Consider the following 23924-nt stretch of genomic DNA (forward strand, 5'->3'; position numbering starts at 1 on the left):
CTTTGTAAAATTGTCATTTGTCGAAATTATGTATTGTTAACAAAACGTATTCTTAAATTTAACATGTTATTAACTCTAAAAAAACAACTAATATGATTAAAAACGTACTAAAATTACTGTTCGTCATATGCATCTTCGGGTTCCAAAGCCTGGAAGCACAGACAACAGTAAAAGGAACGATAACAGATGCTGTTAGCGGAATTCCGATTCCTGGAGCAAATATTATTGTTAAAGGAACTAAAACAAGTGCTTCATCAGACTTTGATGGAAAATATAGCATTAGTGTTCCAAATCAATCAGCAGTTTTGGTATTTACTTATGTAGGGTCTGCTACAAAAGAAGTTGCTGTTGGATCACAAACTACTATTAATGTGTCTTTAGGTGCAGACACGCAACAGTTAGGAGAAGTTGTGGTAACTGCTCTTGGTATTAAAAGAGAGAAAAAAGCCATTACTTATTCTGCACAAAACGTTTCTGTAGATGAGTTATCAGAAGCAAGATCATTAAACGTTGCCAACTCACTTTCTGGTAAAGTTGCAGGTCTTAACTTCTCTACTACTTCAAATGGTGTTGGTTCTTCTTCCAGAATTACTTTAAGAGGTAACAGATCTCTTAACGGAAATAACCAACCTTTATATGTTGTAGATGGTGTGCCAATTAGTAACGGTACAACAACATCAAATCCTGATATTGATACAGGAGGAACTACACAGCCAGATGGTATTTCTAACATTAACCCGGAAGATATTGCTTCGATGACTGTTCTTAAAGGACCTTCAGCTGCAGCATTGTACGGATCTCGTGCATCAAATGGTGTAATCGTAATTACAACTAAATCCGGTAAAGCAGGAAAAACATCTGTATCTGTATCATCTAACTTTATGGCTTCTTCAGCTTATAACCTGATGAATTTACAAAACGAATACGGTCAGGGAACAAACGGAGCTTACGTGGCAAACTCTTCTTCAAGCTGGGGAGGTAGAATGGACGGAAGTCAGGTTTCTAACTGGCAGTTAGTTCGTAACCCAAATTACGCGGGACCAGCTACTCAAAGCTATTCTCCACAACCAAACAACGTAATTGATTTTTACAAAACGGGTTATAACTTAGCTAATACTTTAACAGTAACAGCTGGTAACGAAAAAGCACAAGGATATTTCTCTTATACTAACACACGTGCTGAAGGTATTGTAGGAGGAAATGCAATGGACAGACACAATCTTAACTTGAGATTGACTAGTAAAATCACTGATAAATTATCATTAGATGTAAAAACAAACTACATCGTTCAGGATATTGATAACTTATTGAGAACTGGTGAGGAGTCTATCGGTACATCTGCTTACTTATTACCTCGTAGTATTGCTTACAACGATTACAAAAATTTTGAATATTTTGATGCTGCAGGACAAAGACAAGTAAACTATTTCCTTGACGAAACAGGATCTCCTGGAGGAAACCCATTCTGGTCTGCTTTAAGAGATGATGCTCGTACAGACAAAAGAAACAGATTTATTGGTTTAGCATCTCTTAAATATGAGATCACAAAAACATTAAGCTTACAAGGTAGAGCTGGTTTAGACCAAATGACAAACAGAAACGTAAGAAACAGATATGCTACAAATGCTTTTAACAGTAACATGGGATCTTACAGTGAATCTTATGAAACAGTTAGCGAATTAAACGTTGATGCTTTGCTTTCTTACAATGAAAAATTCGGTGATTTTTCTGTTGGACTTAATGCTGGTGCGAATGCATTGCAACAAAGTAGTTCAGCTTTAGGTTCAGGTGGTGTATTAAGTAAAAGAAATTTCTTTGCCCTAAGTAATGTTCAAACGATCACATCTACATCTACAGCTTCAGAAAAAAGAATCAACTCTGTTTACGGATTTGGTCAACTTGGTTTCAGAAACTATTTATTCTTAGACGTAACAGCTAGAAATGACTGGTCTTCAACTTTACCAACAGATTATTTCTACCCATCTTTTGGTCTTTCTGCTGTTCTTTCTGATATGTTTACATTACCGGAAGTAATCAGTTTTGCAAAAGTTAGAGGTTCTTACGCACAAGTAGGTAACGATACAGATCCTTACCAAACACAACAAAGATACTCTTACATTGGAGGAAACGGTGGTATGTTGTACGGACAAAGCACAAAAGCGAATCCAAACTTAAAACCAGAGATTTCTTCTTCTACAGAGTTTGGTGTTGATGTGAGATTCTTCAACAACCGTTTAGGTTTAGATTTCACATACTTCAATACATTAACAGACAATCAGATTTTCTATATCAACACTCCGGAATCTTCAGGATATTCAAGAGCTGTTGTAAACGGTGGTGATATTGAAAATAAAGGTATCGAGCTTACATTAACTGCTACTCCAATTCAAACAGAAAACTTTACCTGGGATATTACAGCAAACTACGCTTCTTATAAATCAAAAGTTAAATCTATTTATGATGGAAGAGATGAATTAGTTTTAGGTGAAGGACGTTTAGTGAGAAGTAAAGTTGTTCAGGGTGGTGAATACGGTGACTTATACATTAAAGGTTTCCAAAGAGATCCACAAGGAAATATTATCGTAAGTAGTGCTGGTATTCCATTAGCAACAAACGGTTTTGATGTTCGTGCCGGAAACTTTAACCCGGACTGGACGGCAGGTTTCAAAAACAGTTTCAAATACAAAGATTTCTCTTTAAGCTTCTTAGTTGATTTCAGAATCGGTGGTGAAGTTATTTCATACACTCAGGCAAGACAAGCTGGTTTAGGAGTAAGTGATATTACTTTAGCAGGAAGACAAGGTGGAATTGTTGTTGATGGTGTTGTTGCTGCAGGAAATGGAACATATACTCCAAATACTACAAGTATTACTGCTGAGCAATACTGGACAGCTATCGGACAAAGAACTCCAATTGCAGAGCCATTTATCTATGATGCTACAAACATCAGATTAAGAGAGCTTGTTTTTGGTTACTCTTTACCGAAAAAAGTGTTAGGTAACTCTGGATTCTCAAGCATTGATTTCTCTTTAGTAGGTAGAAACTTATTCTTCTTCTTAAACAAAGCAGAACATTTTGATCCGGAAGCAGGAGCAGGTACAGGAAACTTACAAGGTATTGAATCTTTCAACATTCCTTCAACGAGAGATTACGGAGTAAATGTTAAATTTGGATTTTAATTAAAAAAGACATAATCATGAAATATAGATTTAAAATAAAAACATTAGGAGTTGCATTGATGGCAGTTTCGATTTTGTCAAGCTGTACCGGTGACTTTGATGAAATAAACAAAGATCCTAATTCATTGACTGAAGATCAGTTAGATGCTACATTGGCGGGACCTGCATTTGCATCTGCATTGTATGCTGGTATTCACAATGGTTCTTACTCTTCTCCAGGTGTAGATGATCAGGGTACTTGGGGTATTGCAACAGGTATTTTGTCTTCAACTTTCATCCACTATTTAAACTGTGGTTACGGGACAGAAAGAAACGCTTTCGTTAACGGATACGAAGGTAGAGGATGGACAAGATTTTATACAGTTGCTGCGCCGGCTTTAGCAAATGCCTTGAAAGCATCTGAAACTAATGCAGAAGCGACAGCTATACTTAAGATCTGGAAAGTTTTCATGTACAACCAAATGGTTGATGCTTACGGACCAATTCCTTACACTCAGGCTGGTAATGGTAAAGAAAGTGTTCCATACGATAGTGTAGAATTCATTTACGAAGATTTCTTCAAATTGTTAGATGAAGCTAATGCAACATTAACTTCTTCTTCAACGGCTACTGTTGCTTCTCTTGCTCCAAATGACAGGGTTTATGCAGGAAGCGTTGACAAATGGAGAATTTTTGGAAACAGTATGAGATTGCGTTTAGCGATGAGAATTTCTGATAAAGATCCAGGGAAAGCTAAAACTCAGGCAGAAGCTGCTGTAGCTGCAGGAGTTATGCAGACTAACGATCAGAGCGCTTACTTTAAAGCAAGTAATATTACTCCAAACAATTTAAACATGATTGTGAACAGCTGGGGGTATGTAATGACTGCTTCTATGGAAAGTATCTTAGTTGGATATCAGGATCCACGTTTGGAAAAATGGTTTGCTCCACTTGATGCTACTGCTACAACAAAAGTGTATAGAGGTAATCCTGTTGGAGGTTTAGAAGATCAGTTTGGAACTACTAAATTCTCTGCTTTTAATAATGATGTTTTAGGAAATGGTGCTGCTAATACACTTAGCGAAACTAAAAACATTGAAATCTTTATGGCTTCTGAAAACTATTTAACCAGAGCAGAAGGAGCTTTAAATGGATGGAACATGGGCGGTGACGCTAAAACTTTGTATGAGACAGGTATTAGATTGTCTCTTGCACAATGGAATATAACAGATGCAAATGTGGTTAACGCATATATTAATGGTTCAACATTACCAACATTGCCAAACATCTTAACATTATATCCAACTTTAGATTTACAGGATATTCCAGTTAAATTGCCTGTAGCTTGGTCTTCTTCTGTTGCTAATCAGCGTACACAGATTGCAGTTCAGAAATACTTAGCAGTTTTCCCTGAATCTTGGGAGGCTTGGGCAGATTTACGTAGAAGTGATGCTAAAGTAATCTATCCGGTTTTAAATACAGATAACCCGGATGCAGGAGTTGGTAAATCTCTAATGAAGAGAATTATTTATACGACAAATGAATATTCGTCTAACAAAGCGGCAGTTGAAGATGGTATCGTAAAATTAGGCGGTGCTGATTCAGGTGGAACAAGACTTTGGTGGGACACAAAATAATTAATTTGGTGAGTAAAGATCGACACAGTCCTTACTTAAAACGCAAAAGGAGAGGTAACTCTCCTTTTGTTTTATAGCTAAGTCAGTAATTTGACAGGCAAAATTCTATTAACTCCATGATGATTTTCTCCAATTTAATAAATCATCAAACCAAAAAAACATAAAATAAAAATGGTTAACGCAAATACCACTAACTCCTCACAAACCAAACCAACCTTAATACCAATATTAATTATAGCAAGTCTGTTTTTTATTTTCGGATTTGTAACCTGGATCAATGGCGCATTGATTCCGTTTATGAAAACCATAAATGAACTAACTTCAGCACAATCATTATTGGTAGCTTCAGCATCTTATATTTCGTTTGTTGTAATGGCGCTTCCTGCTTCCTATATTTTAGCTAAAATTGGTTATAAAAAAGGAATGTCCCTTGGATTGTTTATTATGGGATTTGGTGCTTTAATTTTTATTCCCGCTGCAGAAGCCAGAACCTACTGGATGTTTCTTACCGGAATTTTTATTCAGGGTGCCGGAATGACTTTATTGCAGACGGCATCTAATCCGTATATTACGATTTTAGGCCCTATTGAAAGTGCTGCAAAACGAATTTCGATCATGGGAATTTGTAATAAAATTGCCGGTGCATTAGGATCACTTATTTTTGGTTCGATTTTATTATCAGGAATCGATGAAATTCAGGAAAAATTAAGTTTGGTAAGTATTTCAGAAAAGAATGCGTTACTGGATAATATGGCAGACAGTGTTGTTGTTCCTTATGTTTCAATGGCAATTGTTTTATTTGTTTTAGGATTATTAATTCTTAAAGCACCGTTACCAAATGTAGAAGCTGCACCAATTGAAGAAGCAGAAGAAGGAAAAACAGCTAAAACAAGCATTTTTCAGTTTCCGCATCTTTGGTTGGGAGTATTAACGTTGTTTATGTATGTAGGAGTAGAAGTAATTGCGGGAGATACCATTATTGCATACGGAATAGCTCTGGGTTTTCCTGCCGCAGATGCTAAATTTTTCACCACTTTTACTTTATTGGCAATGGTTGCCACTTATGGATTAGGAGCATTTTTGATTCCTAAATACATTACTCAGGCTTTGGCTTTAAGAGTAAGCGCTGTTTTAGGAATTGTATTGTCTTTCTGTATCGTATTTTCTACCGGTTTTACCTCTGTTTTATTCGTTGCTGCATTGGGAATAGCAAATGCTCTGGTTTGGCCTGCAGTATGGCCTTTAACGTTAAATGGTTTGGGGAAATTTACTAAAACCGGTGCGGCCTTATTGGTAATGGCTATTTCTGGAGGAGCTGTGATTCCGCCATTGTATGGAAAATTTGTTGACGGTACAAAAGCAGATCTTATTGCTCAGGGAATTAACGAAGTAAATGCAACAGCGACCGCTTCAACAAAAGGTTATTGGATTCTATTGCCTTGTTATATTATTATCCTTTATTATGCTATTGCCGGACATAAAGTAGGTTTGAAAAAGAGTTAGATTAAGATTTTTAAAGATAAAAGAAGCAAGATGAAAGAAACAAGATTTAGGTAAGATGGAAAAAAGCTTCTAAATTTAAGTCTAAGATCTTTTTTCTTTCCTCTTTCCTCTTTCCTCTTTCTTCTCAAAAACAAAAAAAGAATAAAAATGATATCAAAAACAAAATATACTCTAACAGCTTTATTGGCAATCTTTCTTATTTCTAGCGGATTGAAAGCACAGACAAAAGCCGTAAACATAGAAAGCAGTTATATTGCAGATCCGCCTGTAACCACAAACAGTCATGCATCGACTTTGGTGGAACATAGGCCAAACGAAATTTTAGCGGCCTGGTTTGGAGGGAAATATGAAGGAGCAAAGGATGTCGGAATTTATATTTCGGATTATAAAGATAAAAAATGGTCAACGCCAAAAGAACTGATTCAGCCTTTAATAAAAGGTGCGGATACTTTGCCTTGCTGGAATCCGGTTCTTTTTAAAGCTAAAAGCCAGAATTTGTATTTGTTTTATAAAGTTGGAAAAAATCCAAGAGAATGGTTTGGTGCTATGATCGTTTCAAAAGATAACGGAACAACCTGGGGAGAACCAAAATACCTTCCGGAAGGAATTTACGGACCAATTCGTAATAAGCCAATTGAAACTTCTCCGGGAGTAATTTTATGCGGAAGCAGCACTGAAAGTGTTAATACTGATGAATGGCGAATTCATGTCGAAGAATATACAGAAGCGACAGATTCCTGGAAGAAAATTGCGGTAGAAAACAATCAGAACTTTGATGTAATTCAGCCGACATTTTTAGTTCATAGTGCAACAGATATTCAAATGTTGTCCAGAAGCAAACATAATAAAGTAGTTTCGAGCTGGTCGGGAGATAACGGAAAAAGCTGGATTAGAACGAATACAATAAACGTGATCAATTCCAATTCGGGAATTGATGCGTTAACGGTAAATAAGAATCTTTTCTTATTGGTTAATAATCCGTTACCGCAAGGAAAAGACTGGTTTAACGGCCGTAATATTTTGGATGTAGAATACTCAAAAGATGGTCTGAACTGGAAGAAACTATTTGATCTTGAAAAACAGGAAAAAGGCGAGTTTAGTTATCCGGCAATCATTCAGACTACAGATAAAAAAGTCCATGTTTTGTACACTTATGATAGAAAGTACATCAAACATACCGCATTTGATTTGAATTAATTAATACAATATGAAATCTTTTAAAGCTTCAAATTACTTCCTCAAAATTGGAATTTTATTCTTCTGTATAAATCTTAATGCACAGAATGCTAAAACTTTTTATCAACACGATAAATATTTGTCTTCTGATAAAATGGAAGGACGTTTTCCGGGTACAAAAGGAAATAACAAAGCAGCAGCTTATATTAAAAAGTATTTTAAAAAGTATAGTTTAAAAGAATTTAATAATTCTTATTACCAACCCTTTCGACTTTTTGTAAAAGAGGGAATTAATAAGATGAAATCAGATAGTGTTTCGACACAGAATGTACTTGGTTATATCGAAGGCTCAGATTCAAAACTTAAAAACGAATTTATTGTAATCGGAGCGCATTATGATCATTGGGGCTGGGGTGGACAAGGTTCCGGAAGCAAAAAGAAAGAAGCTTTTGCCATTCATAATGGTGCCGATGATAATGCTTCAGGTGTTTCAGCTTTGCTATGCATTTTAGAAGAAATTTCGAAGCAAAAAATAAAACCTAAACGAAGCATCATTTTTATTTCATTCAGCGGAGAAGAAGAAGGATTATTAGGTTCGAAATATTTTATAAATCATCTTCCTGTTCCAAAAGAAGCCGTAAAAGTCATGTTGAATATGGATATGGTAGGAAGATTAAATGATAAAAAAGAACTCTATATGGGCGGTGCAGGAACTTTCCCGAATGGAGTAGAATTAATGAAAAAGCTGCAGGAAAACAGTGGTTTAAATCCCGTTATTCACGCAGGTGATGTAGGAGGATCAGATCATGTTTCTTTCTATAAAGAATCCATTTCTGCTGTTGGATTTCATACTGGCGGGCATCCACAATATCATACGCCTGATGACGATATCGATTTGATTAATTCTGATGGAGGCGCTTTAGTGGCAAAATATATTTATAATGCCTTAACGGAGATAGCCAATTATGAAGAAGATTTAGTTTTCATTAAACAGAATTAAAATAAAGATAGTTACATTTTAAAAATTAGTTAAGTTAGTTTTTGTTGTTTGAAAAGGCGGTGTCTATTAAACGCTATAGACGCCGTCTTTTACTTTAAAAGCCCATGCAGCCATTGCATCAATTACAGGCAAAAGACCTTTTCCTGCTTCACTAAGACTATAAGTTACAAAAGGTGGTACAACAGGTTTGGCTTCGCGAATGACCAAACCATCTGCTTCAAGCTGTTTCAAATGCTGAATCAGCATTTTTTCGGTTACGGCCGGAATAGCTCTTTTCAATTCGCTGTAACGTTTATCTCCGGTCGATAGATGATATAAAATAATAGGTTTCCAATACCCTCCGATTTTCTCCATTACAAAAGTTACGGGACATTTTTCTAAGGCATACTGCTTGTTTTCCTGTATTGTAGAAGATTCTTTAATTGCTGTCATGATACATACTTTAGGGTAAGTACTTGTGTAAAAGTAAGTACAAAGATACCTTTGTCTTGTTAAATAAAAAAACATTTAAAGATGAAAATTATAATTACAGGTTCATTAGGAAATATCGGAAAGCCATTAACGGCTCAATTAGTACAATCAGGTCACGACGTAACTGTTGTGAGCAGTAATGCGGATCGAAAATCTGCAATCGAAGCCTTGGGTTCAAAAGCGGCAATTGGATCAGTTAGCGATGCTGATTTTCTTGCAGAGACATTTGCCGGTGCAGATGCCCTTTTTGCAATGACACCGCCAAATATGGGAGGAGTAAACATTATTAAAAATACTACCAATGCAGGTTACGCTTTCGCGAAAGCTATACAAGAAGCCAATATAAAAAGAGTAGTAATGTTAAGCAGTATTGGAGCTGATTTACCAACTGGAAACGGACCAATTGCAGGTTTGCATAACATTGAGAAAATCTACGAAAAATTAGAGACTTCAATCACGTTTTTAAGAGCAGGTTATTTCTATATCAATTTCTTTAATGATATTCCGATGATAAAAGGAGCGGGGATAATGGGAGCTAATTTTCCGTTAGAAAATCGTATTCCGTTAGTACATCCCGAAGATATTGCCTGGGCTGCAGCCGAAGAATTACAAAAGACTACAGAAGGAAAAAATGTACGTTACATTATTAGTGATATTAAAACACCTTCAGACATTGTAAAAGCTTTTGGAAACGCCATTGGAAAACCGGAACTTCCTTGGGTTGAATTTACAGACGAGCAATATTTTGGCGGAATGACACAAGCCGGAGTTCCGGAAGAAATGGCCGGTTTATACACCGAAATGGGAACCGGATTAAGAAATGAAACCATCGCAGCTGACTTTCTAACAAATGATGGAAAAGCTGATGGTAAAATAAAATTAGAAGATTTTGCTAAAGAATTTGCTTCAAAATTCTAATTCTAAAAAAAAAACATTCCGCTTACTATAAATAGAAGCGGAATGTCTAATTAAAAAAAAACTCAAGTGATGAATTACATACAGTTTGTAATCATAACTGTATATTTTTTAGAAAACCCCAATGTAGTGGTTTCCTGGTTTGTTTACTAATTTTGCACCTTTAGTAACTTTTCCTGAAGGAATATCAATTACGTAGATGTTACCGTCTTTTCCAACCGGAGTAACAGCAATGTAGAAGTTGTTTCCATCTACAACAAAACCTTGGTACTGACCAAAATCTAAGCTGGTATCGTAAGCAATATCTTCTACTTTTGTAGCTGTTTTTGCATTTAAATCTAATCTGGCAAGGAAACCCTGAGTTGTTCCTTCGTAAGTGTAAACTGCATAAGCAATTCCGTTACCAACATATCTCCATGCATCGATATAAGAACCTTTAATTCCTAAAGCAGTATCTAAACTGAATACATAAGAATTATCATATTCGTTACTTTGATTGATTTTTAAGATATAAGAACCTTTTTGAGTATCTCTTTGTGTAGCCTGATAAATGTTTCCGTCAGTAGCCACAAAGCTGTTGAAACTTCTGTATCCGCTTGTATCACCAAATCCAACTGTAGAAGTAATAACTTTAGGGTTTGTCAAGGCAGGATAATCAACCACAACAGATTTAGAACCTAAACGTGTAAAACTTGCTGCGTTTTGTCCTGTTGCCGGATCCGTTTTACGCATCCATGTTCCAATGATTAATTTGTTTCCTGCTTTGTTTAATGTTGGAGCATCTAAACGGAAAATATGATGACCAAGAGCTTCTTCTTCAGCAGTCAGCGGAATTTCATATTGTTTGAAAGCAGAAATTAAAGTTTGCTGTAAATCTAAAGATAATACAGTAGCAATTCCTCTTGTGTTTTTATATGTTTTATCTGCATTTGTATTTACAACAGGAGCAGTAACGTTTACTGCAACACCAGTTTTGTCTCCATCAAAAAGTTTTACCCATCTTGGAGATGTTCCTGCGTATTGAGAAATATTAACTTTTGCTGTAGATTCTGCAAAATTGTTTCCTCCGTTAACTTTATAAGTCATAAACTCACCACCGTTTGCACCAGTGTAAGTGATATTGAAAAGTGTATTTCCATCTACAGAAGATTGCAAGCGAGCCGTTCTGGTAGATTGAACAGCAGTACCATTTGTGTAAACGTCTACAGAAAAGTTAGGATCAATTGCATTTTCTTTACTAATTGCATAAACTCTGGTTCCACCATTTCCATCACCAGGATCTGTCTGCATTAAAGCTCCTGCTACAGTAATCCATCTTCCGTCAGTAATCGGGTTTACCGGCTCTGTATTTGTGTTATTGTCATCGCTGCTACAAGAAGTAGTTAACGCTAACGCACCTAGTAATAAACCAGAGGTTAATAATTTAAATGTGTTCTTTTTCATATTTATGGATTTAAAAAATTAGTTATTTATAATGTGATTAAAATTTACTGATCGCATAGTTGAGTTTGATGTAGAAAGCTCTGCCGGGTTTTTGAGCAGCGAAATTGTCATAAACCTGTTCGTCAAAAATATTTTTAGCATCAAAGCTTACTACAAATTGTTTGTTTGGAAAGGCATAACTTAAACCTAAATCCTGTGGAAACTGAGCTGTAGTTCTGTCAATTTCAAGCCAGGAAGTATAAAATGGATCGACATAACCACAGTAGTAATAAAGATTTAATTCTGATTTATTCTGAATTACATTTTTAAAGTTATACTGAAGATTTCCGTTAATAGTAAAATAAGGCTCGTTTGGCAGTTGCTTATTATAATGTACGATGGTATTTCCATTAACATCGTATCTGTCTTTATACACTGAATTAAATTTAGAAATGTTTATTCCTGCAAATAATCTTTCTTTAAAAGAGTATTGAACAGATGTTTCAAAACCAATCGATTGTGTTTTTCCTAAATTGACAAAAGGTGTTGCCTGAACAGCTTCATTAACACGAATGCTTATTTGCTGTACAATTTTATCCTGGATATTTCGCCAGAAGGCATTTCCGTAAAATGAAAATTTATGATTATGAATTAAATAAGGACCTAATCGTAAACCGGCATTAAAGTTTTCACTTTGTTCCGGACCCAGATTAGGATTAGCCAGAACGTTTTGACCGGGAAGTCCAAATATTTCATTTTCATTTGGTAATCTAATTGCTTTTTCTGCAGAAACCATTACCAATGCTTTTGGGAGAACAGCATAAGAAGAGGCAAAGCCATATCCTGTAAAATCAGTATTCCTGACATCATTTACTATCACTACAGATCTTTGACCATCTTGATTGACTACTATTGTTGGTGTAACCTGTTCTGTTTTTAAATAATAATTTTTAACAAAAAAGTTCGCTTTTAGACGTGATTGAAAAGCCTGCATTTCATAAGCAAAAGAAGTAACGGATTTATCTAAATCTCGTGTTGCTAAAAAATTACGGATCAATTCCGGTAGCATTTCATCTTTGTCATTTCGGTCAACAGTATAAAACATTCCGTTAACAAGAATCTTGTGGTTTTTAGAAATGTTATAGGTCAAACCAGCTCTTGTATTAAAAATATCTAATTTTTGATGATTGATAGTAGGAGCTCCTTGCTGTGCACCAAATACCGATAAAATAGGTTCTCCATATAATCCAATTGCCTTTTCACCGTTCCAGTTGTAATTCCATTTTACAGTATCGTTTACAACATCATTTCTATGGCTGTAAACAGAAATTACTGAGAAATCAAGATTCTTAATTAAAAAATCTTTTTTGTTGTAATTGATGCTAAACACATTTGCAGCAGATTCACTGAAACGTCCTTTATAAGGTTTTGTCATATACTGACCGTGCTGAATTTGGTTGTAATCCTCTGAGCCATTATAACTAATCGAAAAATTATCTGCCCATTTTACATCAGTATAACCAACTTCAAGTCTTCCTCCGTAAGATCGGTACATGCTATCAAATCGTTTTGCCCTTACATATTCATAGCGCCCGTTTGGTGCGATATTGTAAACAAATCTTCCCCAAACTTCATAATCGTTATCAGAGTAATTCTGGAATCCATTTGCCTTAACAGTAAAACCGGATTTGTCTCGGTAAGTGGTACTGAAATTCGATTGAATTGTATTAAAAGATCCATAAGAAACCGAAGCGGCAATCATATTTTTCGATCCTTTTTTAAGTATCACATTAATAGCACCTCCTAATGAATCGTCTGCCAAATAAGCGGGAACAACTCCTTTATAAACTTCAATTCTTTCGATTAATGCTGGTGGAATACTGTTTAAACTGAATGATGCGCCATAAGTTTGAATCGGAATTCCATCTATAAAAATTCGGATAGCATTTCCGGACATTCCATTAATATTGTAAGTTACAGCAGAACCCAAACCTCCGTTTTGTCTGATTCTTACACCTCCGGAACGATCCAGTAAATCATTGGTTTGCAGGTTTCTTTTTGCCGCTTCCTGTGTTTCGATCACATTTACAGCAAATCCTTTTTCCATTATTTCTTTTCTAATAGAAGATTTTTTAATTACAACTTCCTCCAAATCTTTAGGACCATTTCGGTCTAAGGAAATATTAAGGTCTGTATTCGGTTTATTGATGGTTACTTTTGTAATTCTTGTCTGACCTTCCATAGAAGAAGTTTCCAGAATATATTCACCGTATTTTAAGCCCTTAAATTCGTAACGGCCAAAATCGTTTACAATGGCATATTTTTGAGTTCCTTTGATTATAACTGTAGAACCGTAAGCTAATTCATCAGTTCCAAAAGTCACTTTTCCTGTAAGATTTCCTGTTTGTGACCAGCTTGTAAGCGTAATAAAAAATAGAAGTAAAATTGTTCTCATATTGAGTTTTGCATAAAAAGTGATGCAAACTTATATGATAATTTAAATTTAATCTAAATAAAGCTGTTAGAAGATCATTAGATTTACATTAGAGATTTTAATGTTAAGCTTATAATTGTAAATTGTTGATTATTAGTTGTGAATCGGTACAATTGTTAAATAGAAGTCAGTATTTTGTTTTTAAATTAATGTCGAATAATTTAAACATGGATCGAAACGATATCCTTTTAATCTCGCAAAGATGAAGAGTCAACAGATTTCAGCTAGAGAAGTTAATATAAATTCAAAAGGCTTTAGCAAATAAAAAATTTAACTAAAGCCTTTTGAAAACTTATCAAAGCAAAAATATTTAGCGACTCTGCGTCTTTGCGAGATTAAAACATAGGATAATAAAATTTTGAAACATCAGGTGTACAACTGATAATCTACAATTTATAGGCAAAGTTTTTAGACTTAACAATTTTACCTTTATCCGTAATCATAACACAGCTGTATTGTGGGAATTTTTGAAGTAAATCCATGCCGTTTTTCTGACCCAAAACCATCATGGAAGTACTTAATCCGTTGGCAGTTTCGGCATTTGGACCAACAACAGTCACACTGCATAAACCCGTAGCAGGATAACCCGTTGAAGGATTTATAATATGGGAATAACGCTTGCCATCAAAAACAACAAATTTTTCATAACTACCCGAAGTAGTAATAGCACCATCTTTTAAGGGAATTGCTGCTAGAATTTTTTCAGGTTTAAACGGATTTGTGATTCCGATTTTCCAATCGTTTCCATTGGGTTGTTTTCCCCAGGTACTCATATCTCCTGAACCATTTATAATTCCGGCCTGAATTCCTTTTTGAATCATCATCGCACGGCATTTATCGGTAGCATAACCTTCGCCTAAAGCACCAAAACCGATTTTCATTCCCTTTAATTTTAAGAAAATAGTCGATTCTGTACTGTCTAAAATGATGTTTTTATAACCGACTTTCTCTACCGATTTTTTTATGGCTTCCGCAGAAGGCATTTCGGTCATCGAGCCGTCAAATTTCCAGATTCTGTCCATAGCGGCAAAGCTTACATCAAATCCGCCATTCGTAATTTCGGATAATTTTATGGCTCTTTGTGCCAGTTCAAAAACTTCACGATCTACTTTTATGGGTTTTATTCCCGCATTGTAATTGACTTCAGAAACCTGCGAATCCGGTTTCCAGTCAGAAATCAGGTTTTCTATTCGGGTAATTTCAGCAATTACTTCATCAATATTTTGTTCGGCAGACAAAGAATCTTTAGCCACAATGCTAATATCAAATCTGCCGCCCATCAAAAGTGTTGTTCTTTTTCGTAAAACTTGTGACTGCATTGGCAAACAACAAGAAGTAAAAAACAGTATTAAAAATTTATATGAAAATAATTTATACATAAAATCTTTTTTAAAGAATTTAAAATGCTCTAACGGAACAAAATATTTAAATCTCAAATTCCAAATTCCAAAAAATCTACAATCTTAATAACAATCCGTTAATAATTGGCCATTTTCTTTGTATTCCAGAAGCGTTTTATTTTTATTAGATAAACATAATTCATTCAAAATAGCTTCAACATCTTTTTGCATGGCAAGCGAACCACAAATCATAATTACGCCGTTATCTTTGAGTAAATTCATAAAAAATGATGCATCATTTTTGATTAAATCCATCACATAAATATGTTCTGCTTCACGGGATAAAGCGACATGGAAATGCTCCAAATGTTCTTTTTGGATCATTATTCCGGCAAACTTTTTATAAGCCATTAAAGTTGGAGTAATCATTCTGAATCCGCTATACAAATGAATTTCTTTCTTGGCTTTATTTTGTTCAATCATTCCTAAGAAAGGAGCGATTCCTGTTCCGTTTGAAATTAAAGCTACTTTTTGTGCTTTTTTAGGAAGATGAAAAGCAGGATTTTTTAAGATTCGTGCTTTTATAGTATTTCCGGGCTCTAAACTATTTAAATATCCGGAACCTAATCCGTCCGGATGCAGTTTTACAACCAATTGAATATTTCCGGAATGATTTCCGATAGAATAGAGACGTTCTCTGGAATCATTAGCGGGATAAATTGCCAATAAATCACCCGAAGCAAATTTGACTCTTGAACCGGCACGTAACGTCAATATAAATGTATGTTCTGTATCAGAAATTGGTGTTTTGTCTAAAACCATTAATTTCTGTAATCCTTTTGGAACATGATTATATAAAGATGGAGTAGTAGCCAGGGAAATTCCGGTTTTAGCACTCCATAATTTCACCCAGTTTACAAACTCAGCAGCCGATTTATCATTAACGGTTTGTAATTTTAAATAACGATCTGCCCAATTTTGTTTTGCTAAAAGCTGATCAATTTCAATTGCAAACTGACAGAAATCCGGATATGATTTTGAACCAAAACCTACGACAGAAAAATTGATTTTCTGCTCCTGATCTTGTTTTTCCAGTAATGCTTTAAATTTATTTCCGTTAGAAGGCGCATCTCCTAAGCCATGAGTAGAAGAAAAAACAATAATATGTTCTGCTTTTGGATAAGCTGCAAAACGATTCAATTCGGTTATAAAAACTTTATAGCCCTGGTCAATCAGTTGTTTTGAAATGGTATTTGCAAATCTAAAAGAGCTTCCGTTTTCAGAACCTACTAAAAAAATAAAAGTACTTTCATTCGCTTTAAATTTATTTTTTATTCGGCTCGACCTTCTTTTCAAAGTAATCGCAAAACCGGAATAAATAAAAAATACTATATTAATACAAGCGATAGCTAAAATTGCTGCCCAGACTCCGTTAATTCTTCCTGTATGGAGATCAAGACTTAAAGCAGCAAATTGAGCGGTCATTGGTGAAAGTTTCTCAGTAATTATAGCACCTGTAACCTGATTCACTTCGATTTCGCGGTCTTTTAATTCCATGATATAGTATTCTTCAGGATCATCAGTAAAAGGGAATTCAATTTTTTTTACATCAGATAACAAAGTGGTTTTAAAGATTGAAGTGTTTTTTGCTTTCGCCGAAAGTTCTGTTTTAACAGGTTTTGCTTTTTCTTCGCCCATGAAGAAATTAAATCTTTCCAGAGATAAATAAGTCCCTGTTAAGGCTATAATCAGAATTGGGATTAAGGCTAATCGTCCTAAAACAACATGATAATATTGAGCGAAATATTCCTTTATTACTTTAGAAAAGAAATTACGGATACCGCGTTGTCTTTTTAAAACAAGTACAAATCCCGAAATCGAAACCAATAATAAACAAAAAGAAATTACACCTACAAAAAAACGTCCTGCCTCATGTAAAAATAAGGAACGGTGGAAACTGGTAACCCATTTGATAAATTCGCCTTTTTTTACGGGAGTACCTAAAACTTTTCCTGTTTTTGGATCAATATAAGCGTTAACATCATTTCCGTCCTGATCCATTGCCTGAAGCGTTACAAATTGATTGTAATCAACACTTAATTCGGTAATTTCCGAGTAGTTCTTTTTTAGAATTGAAAGTGTTTCTCCAAGCGTTATCTGATTGAAATCTTCAGCTTTGTAAGGAAGTGACTTTTCCTGTACCGCATCGACTGCCAGAATGATACCGGTCACCGAAGCCAAAAGCAAAAAAACAGAAGAAAATAAGGCTAAAGCCAAATGTGCGTAACGCCAGAAAGAAAGAGTCATTGCGTGTAATCTAGAAATGTAATTAAATGTTTAAAGCTTTGCCAAAATTATGAACTTTGACAAAGCTTGAGTCTTAACTTAAAGTATAAAAATAGAATTTATACTTTACCAATAAGTTAAAAGTAAAATATTAAAGTTTTATATTTTGTTTAATCTTACGTATTTGATGTAACCTTTTCCATCAGTTTTATCAGCGATACCTTCAGTGGTAAGTGGGATTTCAAGATCACTCACGTAATATTTCTGGTCTTCAACTGCCGACTCAAAACGTAATTTATATCCTTTATTGATTTTAGAATTTTCAATTTCGATAGTCGTAACGCTACGATCTCCGCCTGTTACAGAAGCACCCGTTTTAGCGCTGATATCATCATTTTTCTGAGTGTGAAATTTATTCCATTCTTTTAATGATTTGTACCATTTTTTGTCATCACCCATTACATAAAGTGTTTTTTCGTATTCTCCGTTTGCATTAATTAAAGAAACTACGATATAAGCACCTTCCCCCATATAATTGTTCATCTGCAGCATGCATTTGTATTTGCTGGACTGCGCATTAGACTGAAAAGAAACTAAAAGGATAAAAGCACTTGTTAGGGCAATTTTGAATATAGATTTCATGAAGTTTAAGTATGTATTAAAGGTTATAAGTTATGAGTTCGGTATGAAGTTAAACTTATAACTCATAACCTCAAACTCTTAACTTTTAAGGATTATTTTAAAAACTCAACAGAGATATTATTTTTTGTAAGGAGATCATTTTCTTTTGCTAAAGCATAAGCCGTTTCGTCAAACTCAGTACTAATGTCTTTTTTAGCTCCTGCAGAAATAAGATATTTTAGAATTGCATCGTCTTTAGAAGTCATTGCAGCTCTGTGTAGTGCCGTTAAACCGTCTTTGTTTTTAGCATTAATATCCACTTTTAAATCAGTGATTTTTTTCAGGAGAGCAGCATCATTTTTAGTAATTGCTAAATGATATAACGTATTTCCATCTTTTTGTGCAGTTGCTAAATTCAATCCTTTATCCTGAAGTAATTTTGCTTTTGCATCAAACGGATCTTCTTTTGGAGTTTCTCTTTCTCTTCCTGCAGGACGGTAAGACTGCACTAAATAAACGCCTAAATTATTTCCGTCTTTATCTTTTACATTAACGTCAGCACCTTTAGCCAAAAGTAAACTTACAGCCTCAGGTGAACCATTTCTAACAGCATAAGTTAAAGCAGATTCTCCTTTTAGGTTTTGTGCATTTATGTTTTTAGCTTTTGGAAGAAAAAGTTCTAAAGCGGCTGTTTCTCTTGCTGAAGCAGCAGCCATTAAAGGCGTATTTCCTTCTTTATCTGCTTTGTTAACATCAACACCTTTATCTAAAAAGTATTTAATAATTTCTGTCTGATTTGGTTTTCCTGCTAAATAATGAAGTACATTTTGTCCCGCTTTGTTTTGAGCAGTGGCTTTGATTTTTACTTCTTCAACCAGATATTTATAAGTTTCTAAAGTATTCGATTCTCTTCTGCTTCCTTGTGCAGCATTTAAAAGAGCAGTATCAGTAGGTTTGATTCCTTTTTCTAAAAGTTTTTTCAAAAGCGGAATATTTCCGGATCTTGCTGCATAAGTAAAAGCTGTATTGCCATCGCTGTCAACATCTTTTAAAGACATTCCTTTAGTTGCAAAATATTCGGCAGCTTTTAAATCTTTATCAGAAGCAATCGCTAAAAGTAAAAGATTGGCACCATTAGCATATTTTTTAGTCGGATTTACACCTGCCTTAAAGAAAGCGTCATACATTGCCGGATTGGACTGACCATTTGAAGCTGCGAAATCTGCCGGAGCTGTACCGTGGCTGTCTTCAAAATTTACATCAGAACCTTTAGAAATTAAATATTCAACCAATTCGGTATTTCCTCTGTAAGCTGCCCAGTGTAAATAAATACGATTGTCGTGAGTTAATTTGGTGATTGAATTTCCAGGCTGTTCTACTAAGAATTTGATAGTTGCTACAGGGGCATCATTGTTGATTGCTAATGTCGTAACATCAAATGCATTTACATTTGCTTCAGCCGGATTATTTCCTTTTGCTATTTCTGCTTTAACCGTTTCTATACTTGGAGAAGTCTTCCAAAAAGATTGTTCTAACAGTGAGTTTTTTTGCTGCGCACTCATAAAAAGAGTAGCCGCAAAAGCAAAAGAAACGAAAAAAAACTTTTTCATAATATGCTATTTATGGTTATTGAATTGTACAAAGATTAATTTACTTTTTGGGATTTTTAATTTACTATTTAGAATAATTAAAAATAAAGCAAATGTAAAGATTAATATTCTTAAACCAATAATAATTTGATATTAAAAGTATTTTTTGGTGTCGTTTTTCTAAAATTTAAGAATCACTTAAGCAGATTTTAATTTTTTTTTAATCTAATGTTTTCCCAACAGTATAGATTTGAAAAATATTACCGCAAGTAATTAAAGAGAGAATCATATTTATCGCCGAGTTTTTTCTTAAGTCGTTGTTTGGATTTTTTTACGGCTTCATTTGTAATGCCCAAAAGTTCAGCAATTTCATTGTTACTGAAATCAAGTTTTTGTAATAATAAAATTCTTTTATTAGAATCAGTTAGTTCCGGAAAATCTTGTTGCAGAAGAGTATAGAATTCCGGGTATTCTTTTTGAAATTCTCTTTTAAAAGTATTCCAGTTGCCATCAGTCATTAAATGAGATTCCAGTAATGCGTTAAGCTTTCCTTTTTCTTTTTCCAGATAATAAGAAGACGATTTTTTGATGTTTTCAATTTCTGTTTTTAATTTTTTTATCTGAAAGTTTTTTTCTTTGAGATAATCTATTTGAGATTTTATATCGTCATTAACTTCTGTAAGTTTCTGTTCTGCTTTTACTTTTTCTAATTCTAATGCTTTTACTTTTTGCTCGTATTTAAGTTGTTTGTTTTTGTATTTTTTTCGAAAGTGAATGACTATTATTAAAACAGTAGATAATAACATTATAAATATAATGATGTAAAACTTTTTCAGAGTAGCTTCATATTGAATGATCTCATTGGCTTCATCAATATGTTGCTGATATTTATTTTTTTCTATAATCCAGTTTGCCTGATTTATGGCCAGATCACCGTCTTCATTTTTAAGTGATTCTTCCAGAACAATCATTCGACGCCTTAAATTCAGTTCATTTTTAGTTGAATGCTGCAATTTTAATATTTGCAGTTTTAGTTGTATAATCTGTAATTCTGATTTTTTAAAATAAGATTTTGTTACGGCAATATTTTCCGCTTTGTTTAAAAATAGGATCGCTTCTTCGGGTTGTTTATTTTTTAAGAAAACTTCAGCCAATAGAATAGAAGCATACATGGTATTCTGATTGCTTAGATATTCTTCTGAAATCTGAATATCTTTTTGTAGCAATGCAATAGCAGTTTTATAATCACCTTTCTTCTGACTAATATTAGCTAAATCACCTAGTGCTTTGGCATATCGGACATCATCAGGAATCTTTTTAGAAATTTTTACAGTCTCGTTCAAATAAAAGGAAGCCATTTTATAATCTCCAATATAGAAATAGTTCATTCCGATTGAGTTTATAATTGAAGCATATTCCGAAGTATTTTTTTTAGCCGTTTTTTCGGCAAGTTTTAGATAATGTAACGATTTATTGTAATCCCCGAAAGTGTACAATATCCATCCAATTCTTTTATAAGTTTCGTCTGCAGTTATAATTTGATCAGCTTCTAAAGGCTCTATTTGGGCCATTAATTCTAATAAAAAAGGAGTAAGCCTGATATAATCCCGATAGTAGTATAAATAATTAATGTAATTGAGTTTTGACCAGATTTCTAAGGAAATATTTTTTGAAACCTTTGCTTTTTGAATGGAATTTAGATAATAATTATCTGAAGTTTTGTTGATTGAATTATAAAAATTACTATATCCGTTTGCTAATAAACCCTGATAAATGACATCATATTTAGGATTTTGATTTATAGGAGAAAGATATTTTTTTAAGTCTGTTGTATCAGTGTCAAAATTCTTTTCCTGAAGTAGAATAGATTCAATATCCTGAAGATAGTTTTTTGAAGAATTAATTTGAATTTTTTGGGCATTTATGATTAATGCAAGAAAGAATAAAACAATAAAATATATTTTTTTGGCAGACATTAAATTCGTTTTGGCAGATGATTTTATAAAAGTAAAATTAGTAAAATATAATGTCTATTTAAGAGTCGGTTTTTTAATGTGTTGATTTTTTAGGCTTTAGCTAAGGAAATGTCCCCCATTTGTCCCCTCGTTAAAATGCATTTTTTAATCGTTAAACTTTACTTTTGATTTAAAATTTTTCACTGCAAGTTAAGTCATTCATAAGCGAGTTTTTCAGGTATTAATACCCTATTTCTATTAGTTTTTGAAAAAAAACGGAAAACTTTTTTCTCAATTAAAGCAAATTATATGGTCAAAAATTACGCATTAAAGTATATAAACATCCTTTTTTTATTAATTGTTTTTTTTGTTAATCTATCCGTTGCAAGGGCCCAGCAATCGGCTGTTGCAGTTGGAGGAAATTCTTCCGGAGCATCCGGATCTGTAAGTTTTACAGTTGGAGAGGTATTCTACACTTCAGCACAAAATAATACAGGCAGTTTGTACAGAGGTGTACAACAACCTTTTATTATTGATGTAAATTTAGGAATAGATCGTCCTGAAATAGACTTGTCGTTTGTCGTTTACCCTAATCCAACCACTAATTTTCTAATCCTAAAAGCTCCGGAAAATCTTAATAGTAATCTCAATTATCAGTTATTCGAAATCTCAGGAAAGGCTATATCAGGAAACAAATTATTGAGTAACGAAACGATCATCGATTTTACAAATCTACCTGAAGCTGTTTATTTTCTTCAGGTTTTGGAAGGAAATAAAGCAATTAAAAAATTTAAAATTATTAAAAACTAATCTATCTGAAGAATATGAAACAGCTTTACTTTTTTTTGTTTACGATATTAATTTTAGCATCTGTTAAAGTGCAGGCACAGTCTGGTTTAAGTTATCAGGCAGTTGTTCGTAATAGTTCAGGTAAACTTATAGAAAATGGTCAAATCGGAATGAGAGTTTCTATTTTACAAGGAACAGAAACAGGTTTGGCTGTGTATGTTGAAAAGCAAAGTCCTACATCTAATGCAAATGGTCTGGTAACTATGGAAATTGGACTTGGTACTACAGAAACAGGGACTTTTTCTGCAATTAATTGGGCAAACGGGCCCTATTATATTAAAACAGAAACCGATTTGAACGGCGGTAGTAATTATACTCTCGTTTCCGTGAATCAGTTTTTAAGTGTTCCTTATGCACTTTATGCTTTAAATTCCGGAAGTTCTGCTCCCGGACCGCAGGGAATTCAAGGAGTAGCAGGACTAAAAGGAGACAAAGGAGACAAAGGAGATCAGGGTGAAATTGGATTAGCAGGACTGACTGGTGCAAAAGGTGAAAGGGGAGAGAAAGGAGAGCAGGGTATAATAGGTTTAACTGGTCCTGTTGGAGCCACTGGAACGAAAGGAGATCCAGGAATTCAAGGTCTTAAAGGTGACAAAGGAGATCAGGGCGAAATTGGATTAACAGGACTAACTGGTGCAAAAGGCGAGAAGGGAGACAAAGGCGACAAAGGAGATCAGGGTGAAATTGGATTAACAGGTTTATCAGGTGCAAAAGGCGAGAAGGGAGATAAAGGAGAACAGGGGATAATAGGTTTAACCGGGGCTGTTGGAGCAAAAGGTGATCAAGGGATTCAAGGTCTTAAAGGTGATAAAGGAGAAAATGGCGATGTAGTGCTAAATAATGTTCCAAACTTGAAAGTAAATTTAGCAGCTACAACAGCTCCTACTGTTACAGACGATACTAGCAAAGGATATGCAATAGGTTCCAGATGGATAAATATTACAACAATGAAAGAATACGTTTGTGTAAAATCGGATTCAGGAACAGCTGTTTGGGAAATAACAACGCCAACCCAAGGCAATCTGCCGGCAGGAGCTGAGGGACAAGTTTTATCTTATAAAACGGGAAATTGGGTCGCTTCAAATTTGACAACATCAATCGTGGGATCTAATATTCCTATCAATAATTTGCAACCTTATCTCGTAATGAATTATCAGATAGCTTTGAATGGGATTTTTCCATCACGTAATGGATCAGATCCATTTGTTGGAGAAATTATGCTGACTCCATATAATTTTGCTGTTAGAGATTTTGCTTTATGTAATGGGCAATTAATTTCAGTTCAACAAAATTCGACACTATTTGCATTATTAGGAATAACATATGGAGGAAACGGAACAACCACTTTTGGATTGCCGGATTTAAGAGGTCGTGTACCTGTTCATTTAGGGCAGAATCCATATTCACCGAAAACATATGTTTTGGGAGAGATTGGGGGACAGGAAAACACGACCTTATATAGTACTAATTTGCCACAACATAATCATGCGGTTATTCCAAATTAAATC

The 23924-nt window shown here is 34.3% G+C and carries 16 protein-coding genes; 8 read left to right on the forward strand and 8 right to left on the reverse strand.

The window, feature by feature from the left end; genetic code table 11:
* The first annotated feature begins 92 nt into the window (after nucleotides 1-92).
* From ACFS3A_RS17120 to ACFS3A_RS17140, 5 genes are all read left to right on the forward strand, one after another.
* Complete coding sequence (locus tag ACFS3A_RS17120) at nucleotides 93-3179, forward strand: SusC/RagA family TonB-linked outer membrane protein (protein WP_379826782.1); 3087 nt, start codon at nucleotides 93-95, stop codon at nucleotides 3177-3179.
* Between the two features lie 17 nt (nucleotides 3180-3196).
* Nucleotides 3197-4795: a SusD/RagB family nutrient-binding outer membrane lipoprotein gene (locus ACFS3A_RS17125; RefSeq protein WP_379826783.1), complete on the forward strand. Its 1599-nt coding sequence runs from the start codon at nucleotides 3197-3199 to the stop codon at nucleotides 4793-4795.
* A 171-nt stretch (nucleotides 4796-4966) separates the two neighbouring features.
* Nucleotides 4967-6298: a sugar MFS transporter gene (locus ACFS3A_RS17130; protein WP_379826785.1), complete on the forward strand. Its 1332-nt coding sequence runs from the start codon at nucleotides 4967-4969 to the stop codon at nucleotides 6296-6298.
* Between the two features lie 147 nt (nucleotides 6299-6445).
* Nucleotides 6446-7495, forward strand: a complete 1050-nt coding sequence (locus ACFS3A_RS17135; RefSeq protein WP_379826786.1) for a sialidase family protein — start codon at nucleotides 6446-6448, stop codon at nucleotides 7493-7495.
* A gap of 10 nt (nucleotides 7496-7505) precedes the next feature.
* Nucleotides 7506-8474 (forward strand): M20/M25/M40 family metallo-hydrolase, encoded by a 969-nt coding sequence (locus ACFS3A_RS17140; protein WP_379826787.1) that lies wholly within the window; start codon nucleotides 7506-7508, stop codon nucleotides 8472-8474.
* A 66-nt stretch (nucleotides 8475-8540) separates the two neighbouring features.
* Here the strand turns inward: ACFS3A_RS17140 and ACFS3A_RS17145 are convergent, their stop codons facing one another.
* Nucleotides 8541-8906 (reverse strand): winged helix-turn-helix transcriptional regulator, encoded by a 366-nt coding sequence (locus ACFS3A_RS17145; RefSeq protein ID WP_379826789.1) that lies wholly within the window; start codon nucleotides 8904-8906, stop codon nucleotides 8541-8543.
* Between the two features lie 81 nt (nucleotides 8907-8987).
* Here ACFS3A_RS17145 and ACFS3A_RS17150 point away from each other — a divergent pair, with 81 nt between their 5' ends.
* Nucleotides 8988-9863: an NmrA family NAD(P)-binding protein gene (locus tag ACFS3A_RS17150; RefSeq protein ID WP_379826790.1), complete on the forward strand. Its 876-nt coding sequence runs from the start codon at nucleotides 8988-8990 to the stop codon at nucleotides 9861-9863.
* 108 nt (nucleotides 9864-9971) lie between these two features.
* Here ACFS3A_RS17150 and ACFS3A_RS17155 read toward each other — a convergent pair whose 3' ends face one another.
* The 7 genes from ACFS3A_RS17155 to ACFS3A_RS17185 form a co-directional block, all read right to left on the reverse strand.
* On the reverse strand, nucleotides 9972-11303 hold the full coding sequence (locus tag ACFS3A_RS17155) for a hypothetical protein (protein WP_379826791.1): 1332 nt from the start codon (nucleotides 11301-11303) through the stop codon (nucleotides 9972-9974).
* A 37-nt stretch (nucleotides 11304-11340) separates the two neighbouring features.
* Nucleotides 11341-13737: a TonB-dependent receptor gene (locus ACFS3A_RS17160; protein WP_379826792.1), complete on the reverse strand. Its 2397-nt coding sequence runs from the start codon at nucleotides 13735-13737 to the stop codon at nucleotides 11341-11343.
* A gap of 425 nt (nucleotides 13738-14162) precedes the next feature.
* Nucleotides 14163-15155, reverse strand: coding sequence for an FAD:protein FMN transferase (locus ACFS3A_RS17165; RefSeq protein ID WP_379826793.1), 993 nt, complete (start codon nucleotides 15153-15155; stop codon nucleotides 14163-14165).
* Between the two features lie 84 nt (nucleotides 15156-15239).
* Nucleotides 15240-17423 (reverse strand): PepSY domain-containing protein, encoded by a 2184-nt coding sequence (locus ACFS3A_RS17170; RefSeq protein WP_379826794.1) that lies wholly within the window; start codon nucleotides 17421-17423, stop codon nucleotides 15240-15242.
* Nucleotides 17424-17561: 138 nt separating this feature from the next.
* Nucleotides 17562-18044, reverse strand: coding sequence for a DUF2271 domain-containing protein (locus tag ACFS3A_RS17175; protein ID WP_379826795.1), 483 nt, complete (start codon nucleotides 18042-18044; stop codon nucleotides 17562-17564).
* Nucleotides 18045-18136: 92 nt separating this feature from the next.
* Nucleotides 18137-19633, reverse strand: a complete 1497-nt coding sequence (locus ACFS3A_RS17180) for an ankyrin repeat domain-containing protein (protein ID WP_379826796.1) — start codon at nucleotides 19631-19633, stop codon at nucleotides 18137-18139.
* 239 nt (nucleotides 19634-19872) lie between these two features.
* The gene (locus ACFS3A_RS17185; protein WP_379826797.1) at nucleotides 19873-21588 is read right to left on the reverse strand and encodes a tetratricopeptide repeat protein; all 1716 of its coding nucleotides are present in this window, start codon (nucleotides 21586-21588) and stop codon (nucleotides 19873-19875) included.
* 288 nt (nucleotides 21589-21876) lie between these two features.
* On the opposite strand from ACFS3A_RS17185, the gene ACFS3A_RS17190 reads away from it, so the two are divergent.
* Nucleotides 21877-22377, forward strand: coding sequence for a T9SS type A sorting domain-containing protein (locus ACFS3A_RS17190; RefSeq protein ID WP_379826798.1), 501 nt, complete (start codon nucleotides 21877-21879; stop codon nucleotides 22375-22377).
* 35 nt (nucleotides 22378-22412) lie between these two features.
* A complete protein-coding gene (locus ACFS3A_RS17195; protein WP_379826799.1) occupies nucleotides 22413-23921 on the forward strand; it encodes a tail fiber protein in 1509 nt (502 codons plus the stop codon).
* The last annotated feature ends 3 nt before the right edge of the window (nucleotides 23922-23924 follow it).

The sequence above is a fragment of the Flavobacterium notoginsengisoli genome (assembly GCF_042686225.1).
Lineage (GTDB): Bacteria > Bacteroidota > Bacteroidia > Flavobacteriales > Flavobacteriaceae > Flavobacterium > Flavobacterium notoginsengisoli.